This is a genomic window from Zavarzinella formosa DSM 19928 (assembly GCF_000255705.1).
GTDB lineage: Bacteria > Planctomycetota > Planctomycetia > Gemmatales > Gemmataceae > Zavarzinella > Zavarzinella formosa.
Genome location: NZ_JH636459.1, coordinates 5798 through 22618, shown reverse-complemented (window position 1 = coordinate 22618; position 16821 = coordinate 5798). Strand labels below are relative to the sequence as shown.

Sequence of the window (16821 nt, the reverse complement as noted above, 5' to 3'; positions counted from 1 at the left end):
CGAGGACGCGCGGGCCGGTCTGGAGGCGGCGGGGATCGGGCTGGACGTCCGCGTGCCGCCCGATCCCGTCTGGGTGCTTGGCGACGCGGTGCGGCTGGCGCAAGTGGCCGGTAATTTGCTCACCAACGCCCGAAAATTCACCGACCGCGAAGGCCGGGTGTCCGTCTCTCTCACCGTGGACGGCCCGTCGGCGCTGCTGAAAGTCGCGGACACCGGCGTTGGCATTCCGGCGGACGAGCTGCCCAAAGTGTTCGAGGCGTTCGCCCAAGTCGAGGAGACGGTCGAGCGGAGCCGGGAGGGGCTTGGCCTCGGGCTGTCACTGGTAAAAGCGCTGGTGAGCCTGCACTGCGGGACGGTGAGGGCCGAGAGCGGCGGCTTCAGGCAGGGCACGACCTTCACGGTTGAAATCCCTTTGGACAAAGCTGGCTAACTGTCACGGAAAGCATGAGGCCAATCAATGTTGTGTCGCCTCGTGTCGGTCGTGCCTCAAGCGATTGCAAAGATCCTGTCCGAGGGAAGACGGATCCCGAACCACTCCCCATGGACGCCGAGCAAAGTCCCCGTGTCAGAGAATTCAAACCGCTCCAACTCCTCGGCCCCGCGTCGCCGCGTGAATTCGTGGTTGAGGACCGACATCCGCTTGCCGTCCGACCCCGCCATCGTGACAACGAAGTTCCGACAAAACCGTGACGACGGGCGAGCGATTACCCGCCAGTTGCCAACCTCGCGGTCAATGGCCGGCATCTCTCCTCCAGCGCGAACTCGCATACGTCCGCCCACTCGTCGCCGACCTTCGCCTGGTGTTGGCCTCCCGGACGGCGGTGAAGGACAAGTTTTCCGTCCTTGAACTTCAAATCCTTCAGTTTGGTCTCCTGCTTGTCGCAGAAGGTCAGCGTGCCGACGAACTTGTCCCTGTTTTTTTTGATGGACAGGGTATTCTCCCCGCTTCATCATGCCGACGACGTACTCGCACGTTCCGGGTTCCGACCGGACCGGCCTTGTCCCCCCGACCACCGCGAAGTCACAAATCCCAAACATCAGCGCCGCCGTGAGCACTGTCTTCATTTCCAAACTCGTTGATTGATCGTCGGAAACACCCGTATCAGACCCTTTCGACTCTTGTGGAGACTGTTCCCGGGCCATCGCCCGGAGACGCCCGGAGGATTTGGTGTTTTGCCGTGACGGGATGCCAACCCCCTCTTGAGGCGAGGGTCGATGGCGCGAATGAGTGTCTCCGTATAATCAATTCCTGGGATGAGTGTCGCAACCCCTTGGATTGGACTCCAACCATCAATACGAACGAAGACTTTTCGGCCGATGTGGCGGCCGTCGGACTGATCGATGTCGTGCCAAAAATCCTGAATGTGATCTGCCGGACGACGGGAATGGGCTTTTCCGCCGTCGCCCGTGTCACCGAGTCGAGGTGGGTGGCGTGCGCCGTCCGGGACGAGATCGCGTTCGGCCTCAAGCCGGGCGGCGAGTTGGACATCGGCACGACCATCTGCGATGAAATCCAGAAGAGCGGCGAACTGGTGGTCATCGACGACGCCCATGCGGACGAACAGTTCAAGTGTCACCCGACGCCCCGCCGGTACGGGTTTCGGAGTTACATTTCCGTCCCGATCCGCCTGGACGGCGGCCATTTCTTCGGGACGCTGTGCGCCATCGATCCGGCCCCCGCCCTGGTGAGCAAGCCGGAAACGGTGGAGATGTTCAAGCTCTTCGCCGGCCTCATCGCATCGCACCTGGACACCCACCGGCGGCTGGCCGCCTCGGAAACCGCCCTGCTGAGTGAGCGAGAGACGGCGCAGCTTCGTGAGGAGTTCATCGCCGTGCTGGGCCATGACCTGCGGAATCCGCTGGGGGCCGTCCGATCGGGGGCCGAAGTGCTCGCCCGCCTGGCCGACAACCCGGCGGCCGGCAAGGTCCGGGACATGATCCACCGCAGTGTCGGCCGGATGACCGACCTGATCGACAGCGTGCTGGACTTCGCCCGGGGCCGTCTCGGCGGCGGCATCTCCCTCAAACTTGCGACGGACGACCGCCTGGGGGAGACCTTGAACCAGGTCGTCCACGAACTCCAGGCCGCGCCCCCGGACCGGGACATCGTCGCCGACATCCGCGCGGGCCGGCCGTTCGCGTGCAACCGGGCTCGGCTCGGGCAGATGCTCTCCAACCTGCTCGGCAACGCCGTCACTCACGGCGACCCCGGCGGGCCGGTCCGTGTGGCTGCAAGGGTGGACGCGGGCGTGTTTGAACTGTCCGTCGATAATCGCGGAAAAACGATCCCAGCCAAAGTGATCGACCACCTGTTCAAGCCCTTCTCTCGCGGGTCGGCGGCCCCCGGACAGCAAGGACTCGGCCTCGGGCTGTACATCGCATCGGAAGTGGCCAAAGCCCACGGCGGCACGCTCGCCGCCGAGTCGGCCGAAGGGGTCACGAAGTTTACTTTTCGGATGCCGGTCGGGGCCGGCTGACATTGAAGGCGCGGTGACTCATCGACTTTTGTCTGTCTTTTTGAGCGTGACGTCTTTCCACCGCCCGGTCAGGCGGGGAACCCGAACTGGCATCATAATTGCTCCCGCTCACTTCCCATGCCGCCGGATAATCCGGATATTTCATTCCCGGATGCACGGCCCCCGCGCCTAAAGTGTTCATCAACCGTCGGCCACGCCAATCATTCGCATTCCCTCGGCGGAGAGTATGATTTTCGTCGCAACCGGACCCGTAGAAACTTGCGGATGGGCCGGGACGGCGGCCCGCCGAATTAATTCCTTCAGGAAACGCAATGCCCGACCATGAGACGGCCGACGACACGCCACCACCGCTGATCGCCACCGGCATCCCCGGCCTTGATGACGTCCTTGGCGGCGGGTTCACACCCAACCGCCTCTATCTGGTCGAGGGGAGCCCGGGGTCGGGCAAGACGACGCTGGCGATGAACTGCCTGCTCAAGGGCGTCCGGCTCGGGGAAAAGGTGATTTACGTCACGCTCTCCGAGACGAAGGCGGAACTCGTCGCGGTGGGCAAGTCGCACGGCTGGTCGCTGGACGGCGTGGATGTGGTCGACCTCGTCGCCACCGAGGCCGATCTCGAGCCGGAGAATCAAAACTCCATGTTCCAGCCCTCGGAGGTCGAGCTGGGCGTCACCACCAAGGCCATCCTCTCCGAGGTCGAGCGGCTCAAGCCGACGCGGGTCGTCATCGACTCCCTCTCGGAGATGCGCCTGCTGGCCCAGAGCGCCCTCCGCTACCGCCGCCAGGTCCTGGCGCTCAAGCAATACTTCATCGGCCGCGCGTGCACGGTCTTCCTCCTGGACGACCTGACGTCCGAGACGGAGGACCTCCAGCTTCAGAGCATCGCCCACGGGGTGGTGAGCCTGGAGCAGCTCTCGCCCGAGTACGGGGCCGAGCGGCGGCGGCTGCGCATCACCAAGCTGCGCGGCCAGAAGTACCGCGGCGGGAACCACGACTTCGTCATCCAGCGAGGGGGGCTGGACGTCTTTCCGAGGCTCGTGGCGGGGGAGCACGCGCGGGGTCAGAAGCGGGGACTTCTGAGGTCCGACAACACCGAACTGGACAAGCTGCTGGGGGGCGGGTTGCAGCACGGCACCAGCGCGGTCCTCATCGGCCCGGCCGGAAGCGGGAAGTCAACCCTGGCGATCCAGTACGCCCGCGCCGCCGCCGGGCGCGGCGAGCGGACGGTGATTTTCGCGTTCGACGAGCGGATCGAGACTGTCCTGGAGCGGACCGACGGGCTCGGAATGAGCCTCGCGGAGTATCTGGAGTCGGGCCTGATCACAATCAAGCCGGTGGACACCGCCGAACTGTCTCCCGGTGAATTTGCCCACCTCGTGCGCCGGGCCGCCGAGGGGGAGGCGGGCCGGCCTGGGGCTCGGGTGATCGTCATCGACAGCCTCAACGGCTACCTCAACGCGATGCCCGAGGAGCGGTTCCTGACCGCCCAGCTCCACGAGTTGCTGACCTACCTCGGGCACAAGGGGGTCGTGACGTTCCTGCTCGTCGCCCAGCACGGCTTGATCGGCCAGATGGACACCCCGGTGGACACGACCTACCTGGCGGACACGGTCATCCTGTTCCGCTACTTCGAGGCCATGGGCGAGGTCCGGCAGGCGCTGTCGGTGGTCAAGAAGCGGAGCGGCCGGCACGAGCGGACGATCCGCGAACTGAGCCTGAGCGAGGGCGGGATCAAGGTCGGGGAGCCGCTCCGGGATTTTCACGGGGTGCTCGGGGGGACGCCGACGTACCGCGGACCGGACGCGGCCATTTCGGGGTCGAAACATGAGTGACGACCCGGTGGAAGATCTGGAGTTCCGCGTGCTCGTTCTGGCCCCGACGCCGCGGGACGCGGCCACCACCCGGAATGTGCTGACGGACGCGGGAATGTCCTGTCACGTCTGCCAGGCCATCGCGGACGTCCGCCGCGAGGCGGAACGCGGGGCGGGGGCGGCGTTCGTGACGGCGGAGGCGGTGGCGGGAGACACAAACGGCGTGCTGGCCGACTGGATTCGCTCCCAGCCCCCCTGGTCGGACCTGCCGCTGATCGTCCTGACCCCGTCCGGTGAGGACTCCCCCCGGCTGCTGAGCGCCCTGGAGGCGGCCGGGCCGATGACGCTCATCAAGCGGCCCGTCCAGCTGTCATCGCTGGTCAGCGCGGTTCGGTCGGCCCTACGGGACCGGCGCCGGCAATACTCGGTCCGTGATCTGATGGCCGAGCGCCTCCGGGCCGCCGAGGTCCTGGCGGCCGAACGGGAACGGTATCGCGTGACCCTGTCGAGCATCGGCGACGCGGTCATCGCCACCGACACGGAGGGGCGTGTGACGTTCCTCAACGCGGTGGCCGAGGAACTGACACGGTGGAGCGGGGAGGCAGCCCGGGGACGGCCGCTCGAGGAGGTGTTTCGGATCGTCAACGAATCCACCCGTCAGACCGTGGCGAACCCGGTGGAGAAAGCGTTGAGGGAGGGCGTGGTGGTCGGCCTCGCCAACCACACGATCCTGATCGCGCGGGACGGGACCGAGCGGCCGCTCGACGACTCGGCCGCCCCGATCCGAAGTCCCGGCGGGGAAACCGTCGGGGCGGTCCTGGTGTTCCGGGACATCACCGAGCGCAAGCAGGCCGAAACAGAGTTGCGGGTCCGGGAGGAGCGTTACCGGGTGCTGGTGACCGCCACGTCGGACGTGGTATATCTGATGAGCCCCGACTGGTCCGAATTGCAGCCGCTCGACGGCCGCGACCTGGTCGCCAGCAACTCCGAGCCGATCCGTGGCTGGATGGAAAAGAACCTGCCCGCGTTCGAGCACGCCCGCGTCCGGGCCGTGATCGAGAAATCCGTGGCGAACAAACAAACGTTCGAGATGGAACACCAGGTCATCCGCGGGGACGGCACGCTCGGGTGGGCGTTTTCGCGGGCCGCCCCGATTTTGGACGAAGGGGGCCGCATCGTCGAGTGGTTCGGGACGGCCCGTGACGTGACAGACCACAAAAAGGCGGAGCAGGAACTCGCCCGGGTGACGGCCGAGTCCGAACGGCGACGGAGGCTGTACGAGACAGTGCTGTCCGGCACCCCGGACTTTGTGTACGTGTTCAGTCTCGATCACCGGGTGCTCTACGCCAACGATTCCCTGTTGCGGATGTGGGGGCGGGACGCGTCCGAAACTTTCGGAAAAACGTTCCTGGAGATTGGCTACGAGCCGTGGCACGCGGCGATGCACGACCGGGAGATCGACCAGGTCCGCGAGACCAAAAAACCGATCCGCGGCGAGGTCCCGTTCGACGGGACCCATGGGCGCCGGATTTACGACTACATTTTCGTGCCCGTCCTCGGCGAGGACGGCGAGGTCGAGGCGGTGGCCGGCACCACGCGGGACGTCACCGACCGCAAGCGGTTGGAGGACGCACTGCGGGAGACGGATCGCAAGAAAGATGACTTCATCGCCCTGCTGGCCCACGAATTGCGCAACCCGCTGGCGCCCATCCGCAACGGGCTTCAGGTCATCCGCCTGTCCCAGGACCGGGCGGCGCGGGACCGGTCGCAACAGATGATGGACCGGCAGCTCGCCCACATGGTGCGGATGATCGACGACCTCCTGGACGTGTCGCGGATCGGCCGGAGCAAGATGGAGTTGCGGCGGGCGCGGGTGAGCCTGGCTGACGTGGTGAACAGCGCGGCGGAGGCGGCCGGGCCGGCGATTGATGAGGCGGGCCATGCCCTGTCCGTGTCGCTGCCGCCGGAACGGGTGTTCCTCGACGCCGACCTGACCCGGCTGGCGCAAGTGTTCAGCAACCTACTGACGAACAGCGCGAAGTACACGACCCGGGGCGGGAGCATCTGGCTGTCCGCGAGGGCGGGCGGGGGAAGAGTGACTGTGGCGGTGAGAGACACGGGAATCGGCATCCCGGCGGCATCGCTGACAACGATTTTCGACATGTTCTCGCAGGTGGACCGGCCGGTCGAACGCAGCGCCGGGGGGCTGGGCATCGGGCTGTCTCTGGTCAAGGGGCTGGTGGAAATGCATGGTGGAACGGTCACCGCGCAGAGTGACGGCGAGGGGAAAGGCAGCACGTTTGTCGTGGACCTGCCCGTGCTGGCCGTGGAGCCGGAACCGGCGTCCGACACGCCGGCTGACTCCGGGAGGACCGGGATGAATTCCGGGCGGCGCATTCTCGTGGTGGACGACAACCGTGACGGCGCCGAATCGCTGGCGATGATGCTGGGCCTGCTCGGCAATGAGATCGCCACCGCGCACGACGGCATTGAGGCCGTGGAGTCGGCCGGGCATTTCCGGCCCGAAGTCATCCTGATGGACGTGGGAATGCCGAGACTGAACGGCCTGGAAGCCACAAAACGCATTCGAGGGCAGCCGTGGGGCAAGGGGATGACAATCATCGCGCTCACCGGCTGGGGGCAGGAAGCCGATCGGGCGCGCTCAAGGGAGGCAGGATGTGACGGCCATTTGGTCAAACCGGTCGATTTGCCGGATCTTGAGAAATTGCTGAGGAAATTAAGCGAAGAGGGCGGTTGAAATGATCGGTCTTTCGACCAAATGAACGGGTTGAAGCGAGCATCGGTTTAACTCGGATACAGCAGCCCGGCTGATGCCTCGCCCGGCACCTTCGCTGTCTCTTCTGCTGTCATGTCCTTGGTCCCCCGTGGAGGCTGCCTTCTTTGGGGGCGGGATCTTTGTTTCATCAATAGATTCACGAAGAGCGTTTCGCACCTTCTCCGAAAGCCGGTCGAAGAACTTCAAACCCGTCAGATTCTCCCAATCGGTCACACCGACCCGATCTTTTGCCTGCCCTATCTCCCCAGCCCCGGACCGGTTTCGCCGGGGAAGTTGAAAAAGAAACCAGCAAAGGTCTGATTGCCCGCTGGTTCGACACTAACCGTCCAAGTCACTTCCATCGAGTCATGCTTGTCTCCTGACAAGATCTCAGGCAGCCTGGCAAAGTTTTGCAACCAAGATTTTGGAATAGCGGACAGATTTGGGAGTCGCAGAGATCGCATGGTCACGCGGACTGGAAAAACAAAATCGCACAATCGTGTGTTTCAAGACCGAAGGGCTTCAAATATGCTGCGTTCCGGCTCCCCGTCGCCAACATGGTGACGGACACCAAGGACATCAGGTGGCCCGCCGGCAGGAAATGCCCGCAGCCACGGAAAGGCATTATGACAGGCGCAACGACGGGAACCACGGTTCCCACGCAAGGATCGGTGATCGGAGCGGAGGACGTTATCGGGGTCCGCAGCCGGATTAGCTGGGGGGCAATCATCGCCGGGTCGGTTTTGGCGCTTGCCCTGTATTTTTTGCTCAGCCTGCTGGGCGGCGCCATCGGCTTCTCGGTCAGCGACAAGTTCGGCGGGCGAACCATCGGCATCACGGCCGCCGTTTACGCCATTTTGGCAACGTCCGTCTGTCTCTTTGTCGGAGGCTACGTCGCCAGCCAACTGACAACGGGCGAAAACAAGCGGGAGGCGGCAATGTTCGGCCTGCTTGTGTGGGCGACGGTGTTTGCCATGCTGCTGTGGTTGATGGCGTCAGGTGTGAGGATGGGGTTTAACACGATGGTCGCCGTCGCGGCGGCGGGCACGTCCACGGACAGTGTCGCTGGACAAAGCGCCTCGGAAGGGGATTTTGACGAAGCGGCCCGGCGGGCCGGGTATACCCAACAGCAGGTTAATGATTTCAAGGAACGGGTCAGGAACGCCCCGGCCGATGCCAGGGTGGCCGCCGAAGATCCCGTGTCCAGGGCGAAATTGGAACAAGATGCCCGCAATGCCACCGAGACGGCGGCACGGGTCACGTGGTGGACATTCTTCGGAACATTCATCTCGATGATTGCGGCCGGGGCGGGCGGGGTGGCGGGGGCTGGTCCGACACTCCGATTGTTCGCGGTGCCGTCCGGACGCCTTGTGTTGCGGCGACCGGTGGCGGTCCAGGCGTAAATGATGAATGACTCTGAGAGAGGGCCGGGATAAACCTGGCTCGTATTCGCTTTCACGCCACCGGGGTCAGGATGTTCAACGGGCGTCAATTTCCGTTGGACTCTTGATACACCGCATCCATACGGAAAGGGCAGCCATGCCCTGCTCAATTTTTTCCGTCTTGCGATCAAACCATTTTCCATTGCACTTGCTCATTTCGGCAATTCCTTCTCACCAGTCCGGCCGCAGTTTCCGCAACACTTACGACGATTCCGATGTCATGGGGTAGTTGGCGTGCGATCATATGCCTTGTCTGCTTCACTATTTCGACGTGTGGCAGGGGCTTTGTGCAAACGCGCCTGATGTTCTCCACTTTTTGCCGCATCATTTATCGAAAGTACCGTGGCAACCCAAAAAGGCTTGGTCGCCAGCTTGGTGATGGTCACAGCCGATGAATAGTAGGTTAGCGCGATGGCGGCATAAGGAGGAGGCGGTCATTTTTGCCGTTGCTTCCAACGCCGCAGTGCATCCTTGATCGCCACCTCGTGCCGTTTGGTGATCAAAGCCGTTCCCATAAGCATGCAACGACGTTCGCTTTGTCCATGCCAATCAGGTTGGCGAGTTTGGCGACACGGTGGCAAGAGGAGTCTTAACGTGTTCTGCAATTCGTTCACGGACCTTGGCGAGGCCCGCACGTTCTCACAAGGGATTTGAGTATTTTCGTGAGTTTGGAGTCACGGATGATGAGGGCGAGTGATTACTGGGCGTGGCGAATGTCATGTCCGGGCGTGTGGCTTCCCATTCACTCACCCACATACTCGTGCCAGACTTGTCATAGAAAAAAGCCACCCGTTTGGATGACTTTTCGCTCACTGCCTGAGAATCGAGTTATCGACGGGGTTCAATCGTTCCGCTGTCGGAACGTTTAAGGACCATGGTGCAAACCGACTTGGCCTGCGGTTGGCCCGACTGGAACGATGTCTCGGTTCCGCCGGCCGGTTTCACTTCGCTCGCCTGCGTGGTTTCGTCGTGCAGGCAGATGGCCAGAAAGTCCTTGGTCAGAATATAGGTGCCGGTTTTGGCTCCCTTTCCGGCCTTGTCATCCCCGGTCTTGTCGTCAATGGCGACATTCGGATCGATTTCAGTGACCCGAATCTTGCCCTGGGAGCCGAACTCGACTTTCATCGACTTCTGGCTCTTGGCCTCGGCGCCGGTGAAACTGACCATGTTGCCCTTGAACATCACGGTCTTGTCTTTCGCCTCGTCCACCGGAACACCGTTCTTTTCAATGCAAACCACCGTCCAGTTGCCATCCATCATGATTTGGTCGGCGGGGCTGGCTTTTGTGGCCGGATCGCCGGCGCCCAATGCCATCGTCAACACTAATGCGAACATGCAAACTCCATGAGCCGTTTGAGGAAACGCGGGGCCCGGCCCTTCAGCCCGCCGCGAGGTTGAGCGACCCCGCCAAGGGCGGGAGTCGTTGACCGGGGACACCTGGAGTCAATCGCCCTGTGCCAGGGATCATTCTTGATCCAAGGAGGACGGCACCACGGTTGACCGTGTCGCCGGTCGTGTCCAAGGTCAGCAATGGACGGGCCGTCCGCAGAGGATTTGCGGTCATTCCGCAGATAGGGGAAAATAAGCTCATGCGGAGTGTCGCACGAACATGATGCGTCTCCGGTCATTCATCGAGGTGTTCACGCCAAATGTTCACATCACGAAGTGGTCCCCGGACCGCCCGGGCGCATGGGTCCCAGTAGCCGGTCATATTCATCCCGAAGCAACCGATAACACTCGCAGGACGCCGCCTCCAGGCCTTTCGAGTCCAGAATGCGGACCCGTTTGCGGCCGATGCGGATGAGACCCCGATCCTGCAACCTTCCGGCTGTCTCGCTGACCCCGGCCCGCCGGACCCCGAGCATCTCGGCCAGAAACTCATGAGTGATGGCCAAGTCGTCCGACCGCAGACGGTCGCGGCATTCCATCAGCCAGCGAGCAAGTCGCTGGTCAATCTGGTGCAGACGATTGCACGCCACGTTCTGGGAGAGATGGGCGATGTAAGCCTGCGTGTAACGAAGGAGAACATCCCTCACCGGTTTGACCGTGTCAAACTCCTCAAGCAAAGGCCCGGCCGGCATGATGATGGCGGAACCGGCAATCTGCGCCACGTATTCGGTGTGATTCGTTTCCCGGCCGCCCATGAAGGCGTTGATCCCCACCATCTCGCGGCTCCCCACCGCCCCGGCCTCGGCCGTCCGTCCCGCCGACACCGTCACGGTGATCGAGATCATGCAGTCCAGCGGAAAATACACCTCGGTGATCGAATGTCCCGCATGGTGAAGAACCTGCCCGTGCCTCAATTCCACGGTCCGCATGTGCTTTCTCCACCGTCCGACGGTGTCGGCGGGGAAGGCGGCAAGAAGATGATTTTCGGGAGGCAATTTCTGACCTTCCTCAAAATGTGAAAGCCGGATTGGACAACCGACGAAGATCGTGAATTCGATCCAATCGCCTTGGTGGGTACGCTATCGTACAAAAAAGACGGAGGATCGGTGTTACAATGATCGAGGAAGATAAAACATCTCCCCCGCCCGACGGGGGCCTGCCACGGTCCTGGAGCACGGCTTTCGCCACTCCCCCGCCGTCACCCTCGTCATCGACCGGCCTTTTCAAGCCCGGCTCTGCCATCGGTGGTCTTGCCTTCATCAGGCGCGCCGAGGTTGACAATGGCCAAGATTCAGCGAGAAATCCCCGTGTCCGGCAATCATCTGCTGGCCCGCCTTCCTCCGGCCGATCAACGGCGGCTGGCGCCGCATTTGGAACCGGTTCCGCTTGCTTTCAGTCAAATCCTGTATCCGCCCGGCGGCCCCGTCGATTTCGTTTACTTTCCCGAGCATGGCGTTGTGTCCGTCGTGGCCGTCATGGCTGACAAACGGACCATTGAAGTGGGCCTCTGCGGAAGGGAGGGGGCCGTCGGGGCGGCCGCCGTGCTGGGTGATCCCACCTCGCCGTTCCGAGTACAGGTGCAAGTGGCCGGGGATGGAATGCGGATTGGGATCGACGCCTTCCGGCACGCCTCAAAAGCAGGCGGGGCCATGCACCGCCTTTTGGCGAGGTATCACGCGGCATTTCTGACCCAGACGGCCCAGTCGGTCGCCTGCAACGGATTGCACTCCGTCCGTCAACGATGTTGCCGCTGGCTGCTCATGACCCATGACCGGATGGGAGCCGACGTCTTCGACCTGACACACGAGTTTTTAGGGATGATGCTGGGAGTGCGACGGGCCAGCGTGTCTGAAGTTCTTAACCCTTTGCAGGCCGACGGTCTCATCGGGTACGAAAGAGGTCGATTCACTGTTCATGACCGGTCAAGGCTTGAGGACCAGTCCTGCGAGTGCCACGCTTTCGTCCAGTCTCAGTTCGACAGGTTGTTGCCTTGAATCGCCGGCCTCGTCGCAAAAAATCGCCAATATTCGGCCATGTGTACGTTATCGGACAGAATATTTCGTTCCCGCCCCGTACCATTACGCCACCACCCCTTACCGTCGGCGAATGCTGAACACAATGCCCGAACGAGTCACACTCGGGCCGAAAGCGTCCCATGGTTTCCGACATGGCGGGAGATCGCCAACTGTCGATCCTGATCGCCGACCCGCACGAGGACGCGGCCGGTTCCCTTGCCGAATTGCTCCGACTCTACGGTCACGACGCCACGGTCGTCCGCAGCGGGGAAGAGGCCTTGGTCTCCGCAGCCGAATCCCCGCCGGATGTGCTGATCGTGGAACTCCGGCTTCCCGACATGGACGGTTGCGAACTGGCGAAACGAATGCGCGCCAACGCCGTGAGCAGGTTTTATTGCATCGCCGTCACCACCAGCGGACGTCCCCCGGACCGCAGCAGATCGCTCGCGGCGGGCATTGTCCTGCACCTGATCAAACCCGTCGAACCCGATTCGCTCTTGAATGCCCTGGCCGGCATCGCCCGCCTGAGGCCTGAAAAATTGAAACAGGTTCGATCCGACCGAAGCGGTGATTGGAGACGAAATTACCGCTTGGACGGAAAAATGACATGAGCCTTGGCGGGATCGGTCCCCTGGCCGATCTCGGAGAACCATCAGATATCAGGAGCTGACTGACAAATCAGGAGGCGAAGTGACCAATGCGGATCATCAAACTGTTCGCCCCCTCAAGACGAAAGACATCATGGTTGCCGTGATCAGACGATGTCCGGGTTGCCCCGTCATCAAAAGTCACGTAGGGGAAATCCTGACGGGACTGTCCGAGGATCTCCATGTCGATGCTGTGATGCAAGACGGTGATCCGGGAGAGCTCATCATTTTCGTGGGCGAAGTTTCCATGCTTCACCGAAATAGCAATTCCCTTCCGGATTTGAAATATGTGAAGGCAGACATTCACAGGGCTCGCCATCGTCGGCGCCAATCGCCTGTTAAACCCCAAACGCAATGGCTTTCTATTTGTTTTGACTGCAACAAATTAAAATGCCAAGGGCATAATGGAAGCATGGAGCCATGTGTGTCCTGAAGGAATCAATCATGAAAACTGACCGAGCCAGGCGATATTTGCCTTCCCCGCCTGATTGTCCTCCGATTATCTATCAAATTAGTCAATTCCAAACTCCGCTGGCGCCGCCGGTAAGAACCATGAAAATGCCAGTCAAGTCAAACCGGCTATATCCTGTCGGCTCGGTGATCCAGTTGAAATCGACGGGTGAACATCTTCGCGTGAGCATCGACCAGCCTGTGGCAGAATCAATGCAATATTCTCTCGAAGACATGGCGGGCAAAAGAATCGAAAGACTTTTCACGGATGACGAGCTTGAAATTGCCTGCGCGTCTCCGGCAAACGGATTTGGCAGAATGTAGAAATTATGAGCGGCACCAATTTCACAACCCCGCTGTTGGCCTGGATTTAATCGCATGAATCAAAGACTGATAAGGCGTGAATTTCTAATTGAAATTTTGAATTGCAGAAGACAGCTCGTTTCATTTCAAAATTCTGAGGCCACGACGCTTGACATCGTCCGATATTCGGCCGCTTTTCGGCGATCACACCAATTCATGAGCGGGCTGGCAAACATGCCCGTGGAGATTTTTGATCTTGGAGCCGACATGAAGGAGGCGTGCGCCAGATTTGAAAGCTGGGCTTTGGCGAAAGACATCCACGCACTCGAAGTTCAAATGAAAAATGAGATAATTGCGTTTGGGGCGAGAATACTGGCCATGAAATTTGAATCGCTTGAAATCATCGGGTAATCTTCAACTATTGGAAACTTATGACGGACTTGGCAAAGATCAAACAAGACTTGATTGCTTTCGCTGAAATACTTCGTGATTTCAAGGAAGGAATGTCTCCCGGCGAGGCTGATGTCAATTTTAGGAAAATTGTGACGATTCTTGCGGCGACAAAAAAATCAGAAGAATTTGGATGCTTGAAGAATGAGATTCACAAAATTGGAGATGCGATTTATTTAAGCGCTGTTGGTCTGCCATTGGCGGTCAGGACAAATGACCCAAGGCTTTACAAAATCTCCTCGACAATTTCCTATATTGTCAAGCAAATTCATGCCCTGAAAATAATCTAGGGCCTTGTAGATCTTAGGTCCGCATACAGTCTTCCTCGCCGATGCGCCAGGTTTAAATGCCCTTGCGTGCGATGACGATAACGCGGATCTCACGATGTGTAAATCGTATTGTTGGCGAAGGCGCTACAATACCCTCACGCCGACAGTCTTGTGTATTTCCCTCTCCTCTCTCTGCGACAATTCTTTCACAACCTTACAGGATATCATCCCATGCCGGAACGCAATGGCCCCGGTCTTCTCATCATTGGCCGGCTGCGGGAACCGCCGGGCGCGATCCACGTCGAGGCGGGGAACGACGCGGACATCGAGTACACGAAGCGACAGGCCCGGAGTCTGGTGCAGGGCCCCGAGCCGATGTGCATGCAGGCGTGGGTCGTTCAATCGCTGTTCGAGGTGTCACAGGCCCCGACACCCGGCCATCCCGAGTGACTCGCGTCTTGAGCCATGTCGGCCGACACGTGAGCCATCCCCCGCCCGGTCAACAATCAATGCCGCCGGACTGAACCCGTTTGAGAAAGCCCGAACGTTATGACACAAATGACCGAACTCGCCGCGTTGCGACTGACCCCCGCCCGCGCCGCCGAATGGGTGAGGGTGATCGAACTGAAATGCCAGTGGGAGAACCTGAGAGCCGGGGCTTGCTATTCCATCCCGCATTTGCATTTGCTCCAACGGGCGTTCGCCGACTATCGTGAGGCGATGATGGCATACACGTCCGGTGACCGGAACGAGGGCATGCCCGATCTCTCCCCGAACGTCCCCGACCGGCTCCGGTGGTGGTGCCGGACGGTTCGCGCGGTCTTGCGCCGCTGCGAGAACACGGAGAGCCCGGGTCATATCGTGAACAAGGCCCACAAATCAGCCGACCTGATCGCGGCGAAGTTGAAGACCGCGACGGGCAAATGGGAGCCGGCCGCAGACCTGTCGGCGGCGATCCGACAGTTGGACGCGGTGATTGACTGGTGTGACGAGAGGATGGCCAGCGTCCCGATCCCTGCCTTTGAGGCGGGTTGACACACTTCATCATCCAAGGAGGGATTCTCGCCTGCCTCCGGATGAACTCGAAGCCATCGGGGCCGATTCGCAGGAGATCAAGGCGTTGCTTGGCAGGGTTCTGAATGTAGGCGATTCGGCTTTCAGAGAGATCTTCGGGCTTACTTTCAGTACCGGAGATTCCCCGGAGTTCGGCTCACGCTCGAATGCGATCAGCCAAAGGAGGGATGACAGGTTTGGCCCGTTGTGTGACGTGGTCGGGGGCATCGTCATCTTGCCGGCCTTTCTCGGTGAGTTGGTTCAGGCATTGGGCGATAAATCCCGCCTCGTCCGGTTCGTCAAACACTTCCCCGGAGGTCAGGTGTCGAATGGCGTCTTCATACGTTCCACCCTCATCGTCCATCTCGACGACCCTGACGACTTCCCCGCCAAGGTGCGCTTCGCAAATGGCCACACGCTGGACGACGTGGCCGACGGCGGAACGAACAACGGTGTAGGCTTCCTGCCCGGTCACGATGGGAACTTTCAGGAGCATGGGAGGCAGGCGGCACGATGGCGTGATTGGAAAGAATTGTAACTGGGATTGGAAACGCGCCTTCCCCGCTTGGGAAGCGGAATGGGCCAAGGGAAGGATTGCGGATCGCGCCAGTCGTCACAGCCGCGCATGTCACATTGTCGAAGGCGGGACGGCCATACAATTTCCCCTCTCAGGGGATCAGTTGATGAACGATTACACCGCCCACCCGGAATACCTGGCATTGATCGAAACGGTCTGCACACATCCGGTTGATGACGCGCCCCGTGGCATTTTGGCCGATTGGATCCAAGAACACGGGGATGATGAGCGCGGCGAGTTCATCCGAAAGCAACTGGCATCCCCGGACTGGCGGATTGAATGGCAAAGCACGTCGGCGGGGGATTGGGTAAGTTCCGGAAGTGGCGATCCGGCCACCGACACAATGATGCGTGAGTTGATCATGTCGGGGATGCTTGACGGATGGGGATCGGGGGCGATGATCGCATTTCGGAGGGGGTTTGTCGAAGAGATTCGACTGCCTCGGGAGGTGTTCACGATGATGGGTTTTGCCCGCTTATTCTTTCGTGCCCACCCCGTAACCACCCTCGTATTCAAAGAGCATTACGTTCACACTTTCACCGCGTCCGACGGTTCCGAAATGTGGAATGCATTCACATTTCTGGCCGACGGCGGGCGTCTCCGGGGAACCGGCGGCACACGCGAGCAGGCTGTGAGTGGATTATCAAGTTTGTGCGTCGCCCACTGCCGCGAACAAGCCGGACTCCCTCCCCTTTGACAAACCCCGCCTCACTCCGAAAGCCCTGCCGGAGGGCATGAATCCATTGGCCGGGCTTTCTAATGGCGGACATGGAAGCATGCCAATCCAACCTCTGGCAAGTGGAAAATTCACCGTAAAATCCCGGACCCACAAGCCCATTACGATGACTTGCTTTCGCAATCGTTGTACGTCGTCGGCACGTAAAACGTGTTGCCGCTAAAAATCTTGGACGTGTCGAGTTCGGTCCCGCCCCAAACCGAGAGTTTGCCGCCAATGGACACCTTCGTGCCACCGGTGTAACTGAGATCAAAGGTGTCAGCCCCGGCTTCCCCGTACAAATTGACCGAGCCCCCGAAATAAGTCGCAATGCCCGCCGGATACGTGCTGTCGGCGTCGGCCTTGAACATGTCGGCCCCGGCCCCCATGCGAACCGACGTCAGGCCGAAGATGCTTGAGTCGTCCACCGTCACCACGTCGTCGCCC

Annotated in this window: 18 protein-coding genes; 13 read left to right on the top strand and 5 right to left on the bottom strand. The window is 60.8% G+C overall.

The genetic code is table 11. From position 1 onward, the window contains the following. From BGIM_RS67730 to BGIM_RS0147365, 5 genes are all read left to right on the top strand, one after another. On the top strand, positions 1-430 hold a 430-nt coding region (locus tag BGIM_RS67730; RefSeq protein WP_238537855.1), incomplete at its 5' end, for a sensor histidine kinase. 841 nt (positions 431-1271) lie between these two features. After that, positions 1272-2477, top strand: coding sequence for a GAF domain-containing sensor histidine kinase (locus BGIM_RS0147390; protein ID WP_020476573.1), 1206 nt, complete (start codon positions 1272-1274; stop codon positions 2475-2477). Between the two features lie 311 nt (positions 2478-2788). Continuing rightward, positions 2789-4309 (top strand): ATPase domain-containing protein, encoded by a 1521-nt coding sequence (locus tag BGIM_RS0147380; RefSeq protein ID WP_020476572.1) that lies wholly within the window; start codon positions 2789-2791, stop codon positions 4307-4309. Next, positions 4302-7046, top strand: coding sequence for a hybrid sensor histidine kinase/response regulator (locus BGIM_RS56545; protein ID WP_020476571.1), 2745 nt, complete (start codon positions 4302-4304; stop codon positions 7044-7046). Before BGIM_RS0147380 ends, BGIM_RS56545 begins: the two co-directional genes overlap by 8 nt. A 644-nt stretch (positions 7047-7690) precedes the next feature. Then, complete coding sequence (locus BGIM_RS0147365; RefSeq protein ID WP_020476570.1) at positions 7691-8467, top strand: hypothetical protein; 777 nt, start codon at positions 7691-7693, stop codon at positions 8465-8467. Positions 8468-9334: 867 nt separating this feature from the next. Here the strand turns inward: BGIM_RS0147365 and BGIM_RS0147355 are convergent. Further along, on the bottom strand, positions 9335-9841 hold the full coding sequence (locus tag BGIM_RS0147355; RefSeq protein ID WP_020476568.1) for a hypothetical protein: 507 nt from the start codon (positions 9839-9841) through the stop codon (positions 9335-9337). A 323-nt stretch (positions 9842-10164) separates the two neighbouring features. After that, positions 10165-10824, bottom strand: coding sequence for a Crp/Fnr family transcriptional regulator (locus BGIM_RS0147350; RefSeq protein WP_020476567.1), 660 nt, complete (start codon positions 10822-10824; stop codon positions 10165-10167). A 351-nt stretch (positions 10825-11175) separates the two neighbouring features. On the opposite strand from BGIM_RS0147350, the gene BGIM_RS0147345 reads away from it, so the two are divergent. Both BGIM_RS0147345 and BGIM_RS0147340 read left to right on the top strand, forming a co-directional pair. Beyond that, positions 11176-11889 (top strand): Crp/Fnr family transcriptional regulator, encoded by a 714-nt coding sequence (locus BGIM_RS0147345; RefSeq protein WP_020476565.1) that lies wholly within the window; start codon positions 11176-11178, stop codon positions 11887-11889. A 161-nt stretch (positions 11890-12050) separates the two neighbouring features. Continuing rightward, positions 12051-12521, top strand: a complete 471-nt coding sequence (locus BGIM_RS0147340; protein ID WP_020476564.1) for a response regulator — start codon at positions 12051-12053, stop codon at positions 12519-12521. 67 nt (positions 12522-12588) lie between these two features. Here BGIM_RS0147340 and BGIM_RS64490 read toward each other — a convergent pair whose 3' ends face one another. Beyond that, on the bottom strand, positions 12589-12888 hold the full coding sequence (locus BGIM_RS64490) for a hypothetical protein (protein WP_157370011.1): 300 nt from the start codon (positions 12886-12888) through the stop codon (positions 12589-12591). A 113-nt stretch (positions 12889-13001) separates the two neighbouring features. Between BGIM_RS64490 and BGIM_RS0147330 the strand changes: the two genes are divergently transcribed. The 5 genes from BGIM_RS0147330 (at position 13002) to BGIM_RS0147310 (ending at position 15064) form a co-directional block, all read left to right on the top strand. Then, the gene (locus BGIM_RS0147330; protein ID WP_157370010.1) at positions 13002-13331 is read left to right on the top strand and encodes a hypothetical protein; all 330 of its coding nucleotides are present in this window, start codon (positions 13002-13004) and stop codon (positions 13329-13331) included. A 54-nt stretch (positions 13332-13385) separates the two neighbouring features. Continuing rightward, positions 13386-13721, top strand: a complete 336-nt coding sequence (locus BGIM_RS56540) for a hypothetical protein (protein ID WP_020476561.1) — start codon at positions 13386-13388, stop codon at positions 13719-13721. 29 nt (positions 13722-13750) lie between these two features. Further along, positions 13751-14050: a hypothetical protein gene (locus BGIM_RS0147320; RefSeq protein WP_157370009.1), complete on the top strand. Its 300-nt coding sequence runs from the start codon at positions 13751-13753 to the stop codon at positions 14048-14050. A 210-nt stretch (positions 14051-14260) separates the two neighbouring features. Next, positions 14261-14479: a hypothetical protein gene (locus BGIM_RS0147315; protein ID WP_020476559.1), complete on the top strand. Its 219-nt coding sequence runs from the start codon at positions 14261-14263 to the stop codon at positions 14477-14479. A 108-nt stretch (positions 14480-14587) separates the two neighbouring features. Next, on the top strand, positions 14588-15064 hold the full coding sequence (locus BGIM_RS0147310; protein WP_238537854.1) for a hypothetical protein: 477 nt from the start codon (positions 14588-14590) through the stop codon (positions 15062-15064). A gap of 175 nt (positions 15065-15239) precedes the next feature. On the opposite strand, the gene BGIM_RS0147305 is transcribed toward BGIM_RS0147310, so the two are convergent. Beyond that, complete coding sequence (locus BGIM_RS0147305) at positions 15240-15578, bottom strand: hypothetical protein (protein ID WP_020476557.1); 339 nt, start codon at positions 15576-15578, stop codon at positions 15240-15242. Between the two features lie 187 nt (positions 15579-15765). Between BGIM_RS0147305 and BGIM_RS0147300 the strand changes: the two genes are divergently transcribed. Then, the gene (locus BGIM_RS0147300; protein ID WP_157370008.1) at positions 15766-16356 is read left to right on the top strand and encodes a TIGR02996 domain-containing protein; all 591 of its coding nucleotides are present in this window, start codon (positions 15766-15768) and stop codon (positions 16354-16356) included. A 140-nt stretch (positions 16357-16496) separates the two neighbouring features. Here the strand turns inward: BGIM_RS0147300 and BGIM_RS66330 are convergent. Then, on the bottom strand, positions 16497-16821 hold a 325-nt coding region (locus BGIM_RS66330; RefSeq protein ID WP_193789106.1), incomplete at its 5' end, for a hypothetical protein.

Coding starts and splice junctions, on each gene's coding strand:
- BGIM_RS0147380 (WP_020476572.1), top strand. CDS start 2,789: ATGCCCGACCATGAGACGGCCGACGACACGCCACCACCGCTGATCGCC.
- BGIM_RS56545 (WP_020476571.1), top strand. CDS start 4,302: ATGAGTGACGACCCGGTGGAAGATCTGGAGTTCCGCGTGCTCGTTCTG.
- BGIM_RS0147365 (WP_020476570.1), top strand. CDS start 7,691: ATGACAGGCGCAACGACGGGAACCACGGTTCCCACGCAAGGATCGGTG.
- BGIM_RS0147355 (WP_020476568.1), bottom strand. CDS start 9,841: ATGTTCGCATTAGTGTTGACGATGGCATTGGGCGCCGGCGATCCGGCC.
- BGIM_RS0147350 (WP_020476567.1), bottom strand. CDS start 10,824: ATGCGGACCGTGGAATTGAGGCACGGGCAGGTTCTTCACCATGCGGGA.
- BGIM_RS0147345 (WP_020476565.1), top strand. CDS start 11,176: ATGGCCAAGATTCAGCGAGAAATCCCCGTGTCCGGCAATCATCTGCTG.
- BGIM_RS0147340 (WP_020476564.1), top strand. CDS start 12,051: ATGGTTTCCGACATGGCGGGAGATCGCCAACTGTCGATCCTGATCGCC.
- BGIM_RS0147330 (WP_157370010.1), top strand. CDS start 13,002: ATGAAAACTGACCGAGCCAGGCGATATTTGCCTTCCCCGCCTGATTGT.
- BGIM_RS56540 (WP_020476561.1), top strand. CDS start 13,386: ATGAATCAAAGACTGATAAGGCGTGAATTTCTAATTGAAATTTTGAAT.
- BGIM_RS0147315 (WP_020476559.1), top strand. CDS start 14,261: ATGCCGGAACGCAATGGCCCCGGTCTTCTCATCATTGGCCGGCTGCGG.
- BGIM_RS0147310 (WP_238537854.1), top strand. CDS start 14,588: ATGACCGAACTCGCCGCGTTGCGACTGACCCCCGCCCGCGCCGCCGAA.
- BGIM_RS0147305 (WP_020476557.1), bottom strand. CDS start 15,578: ATGCTCCTGAAAGTTCCCATCGTGACCGGGCAGGAAGCCTACACCGTT.
- BGIM_RS0147300 (WP_157370008.1), top strand. CDS start 15,766: ATGAACGATTACACCGCCCACCCGGAATACCTGGCATTGATCGAAACG.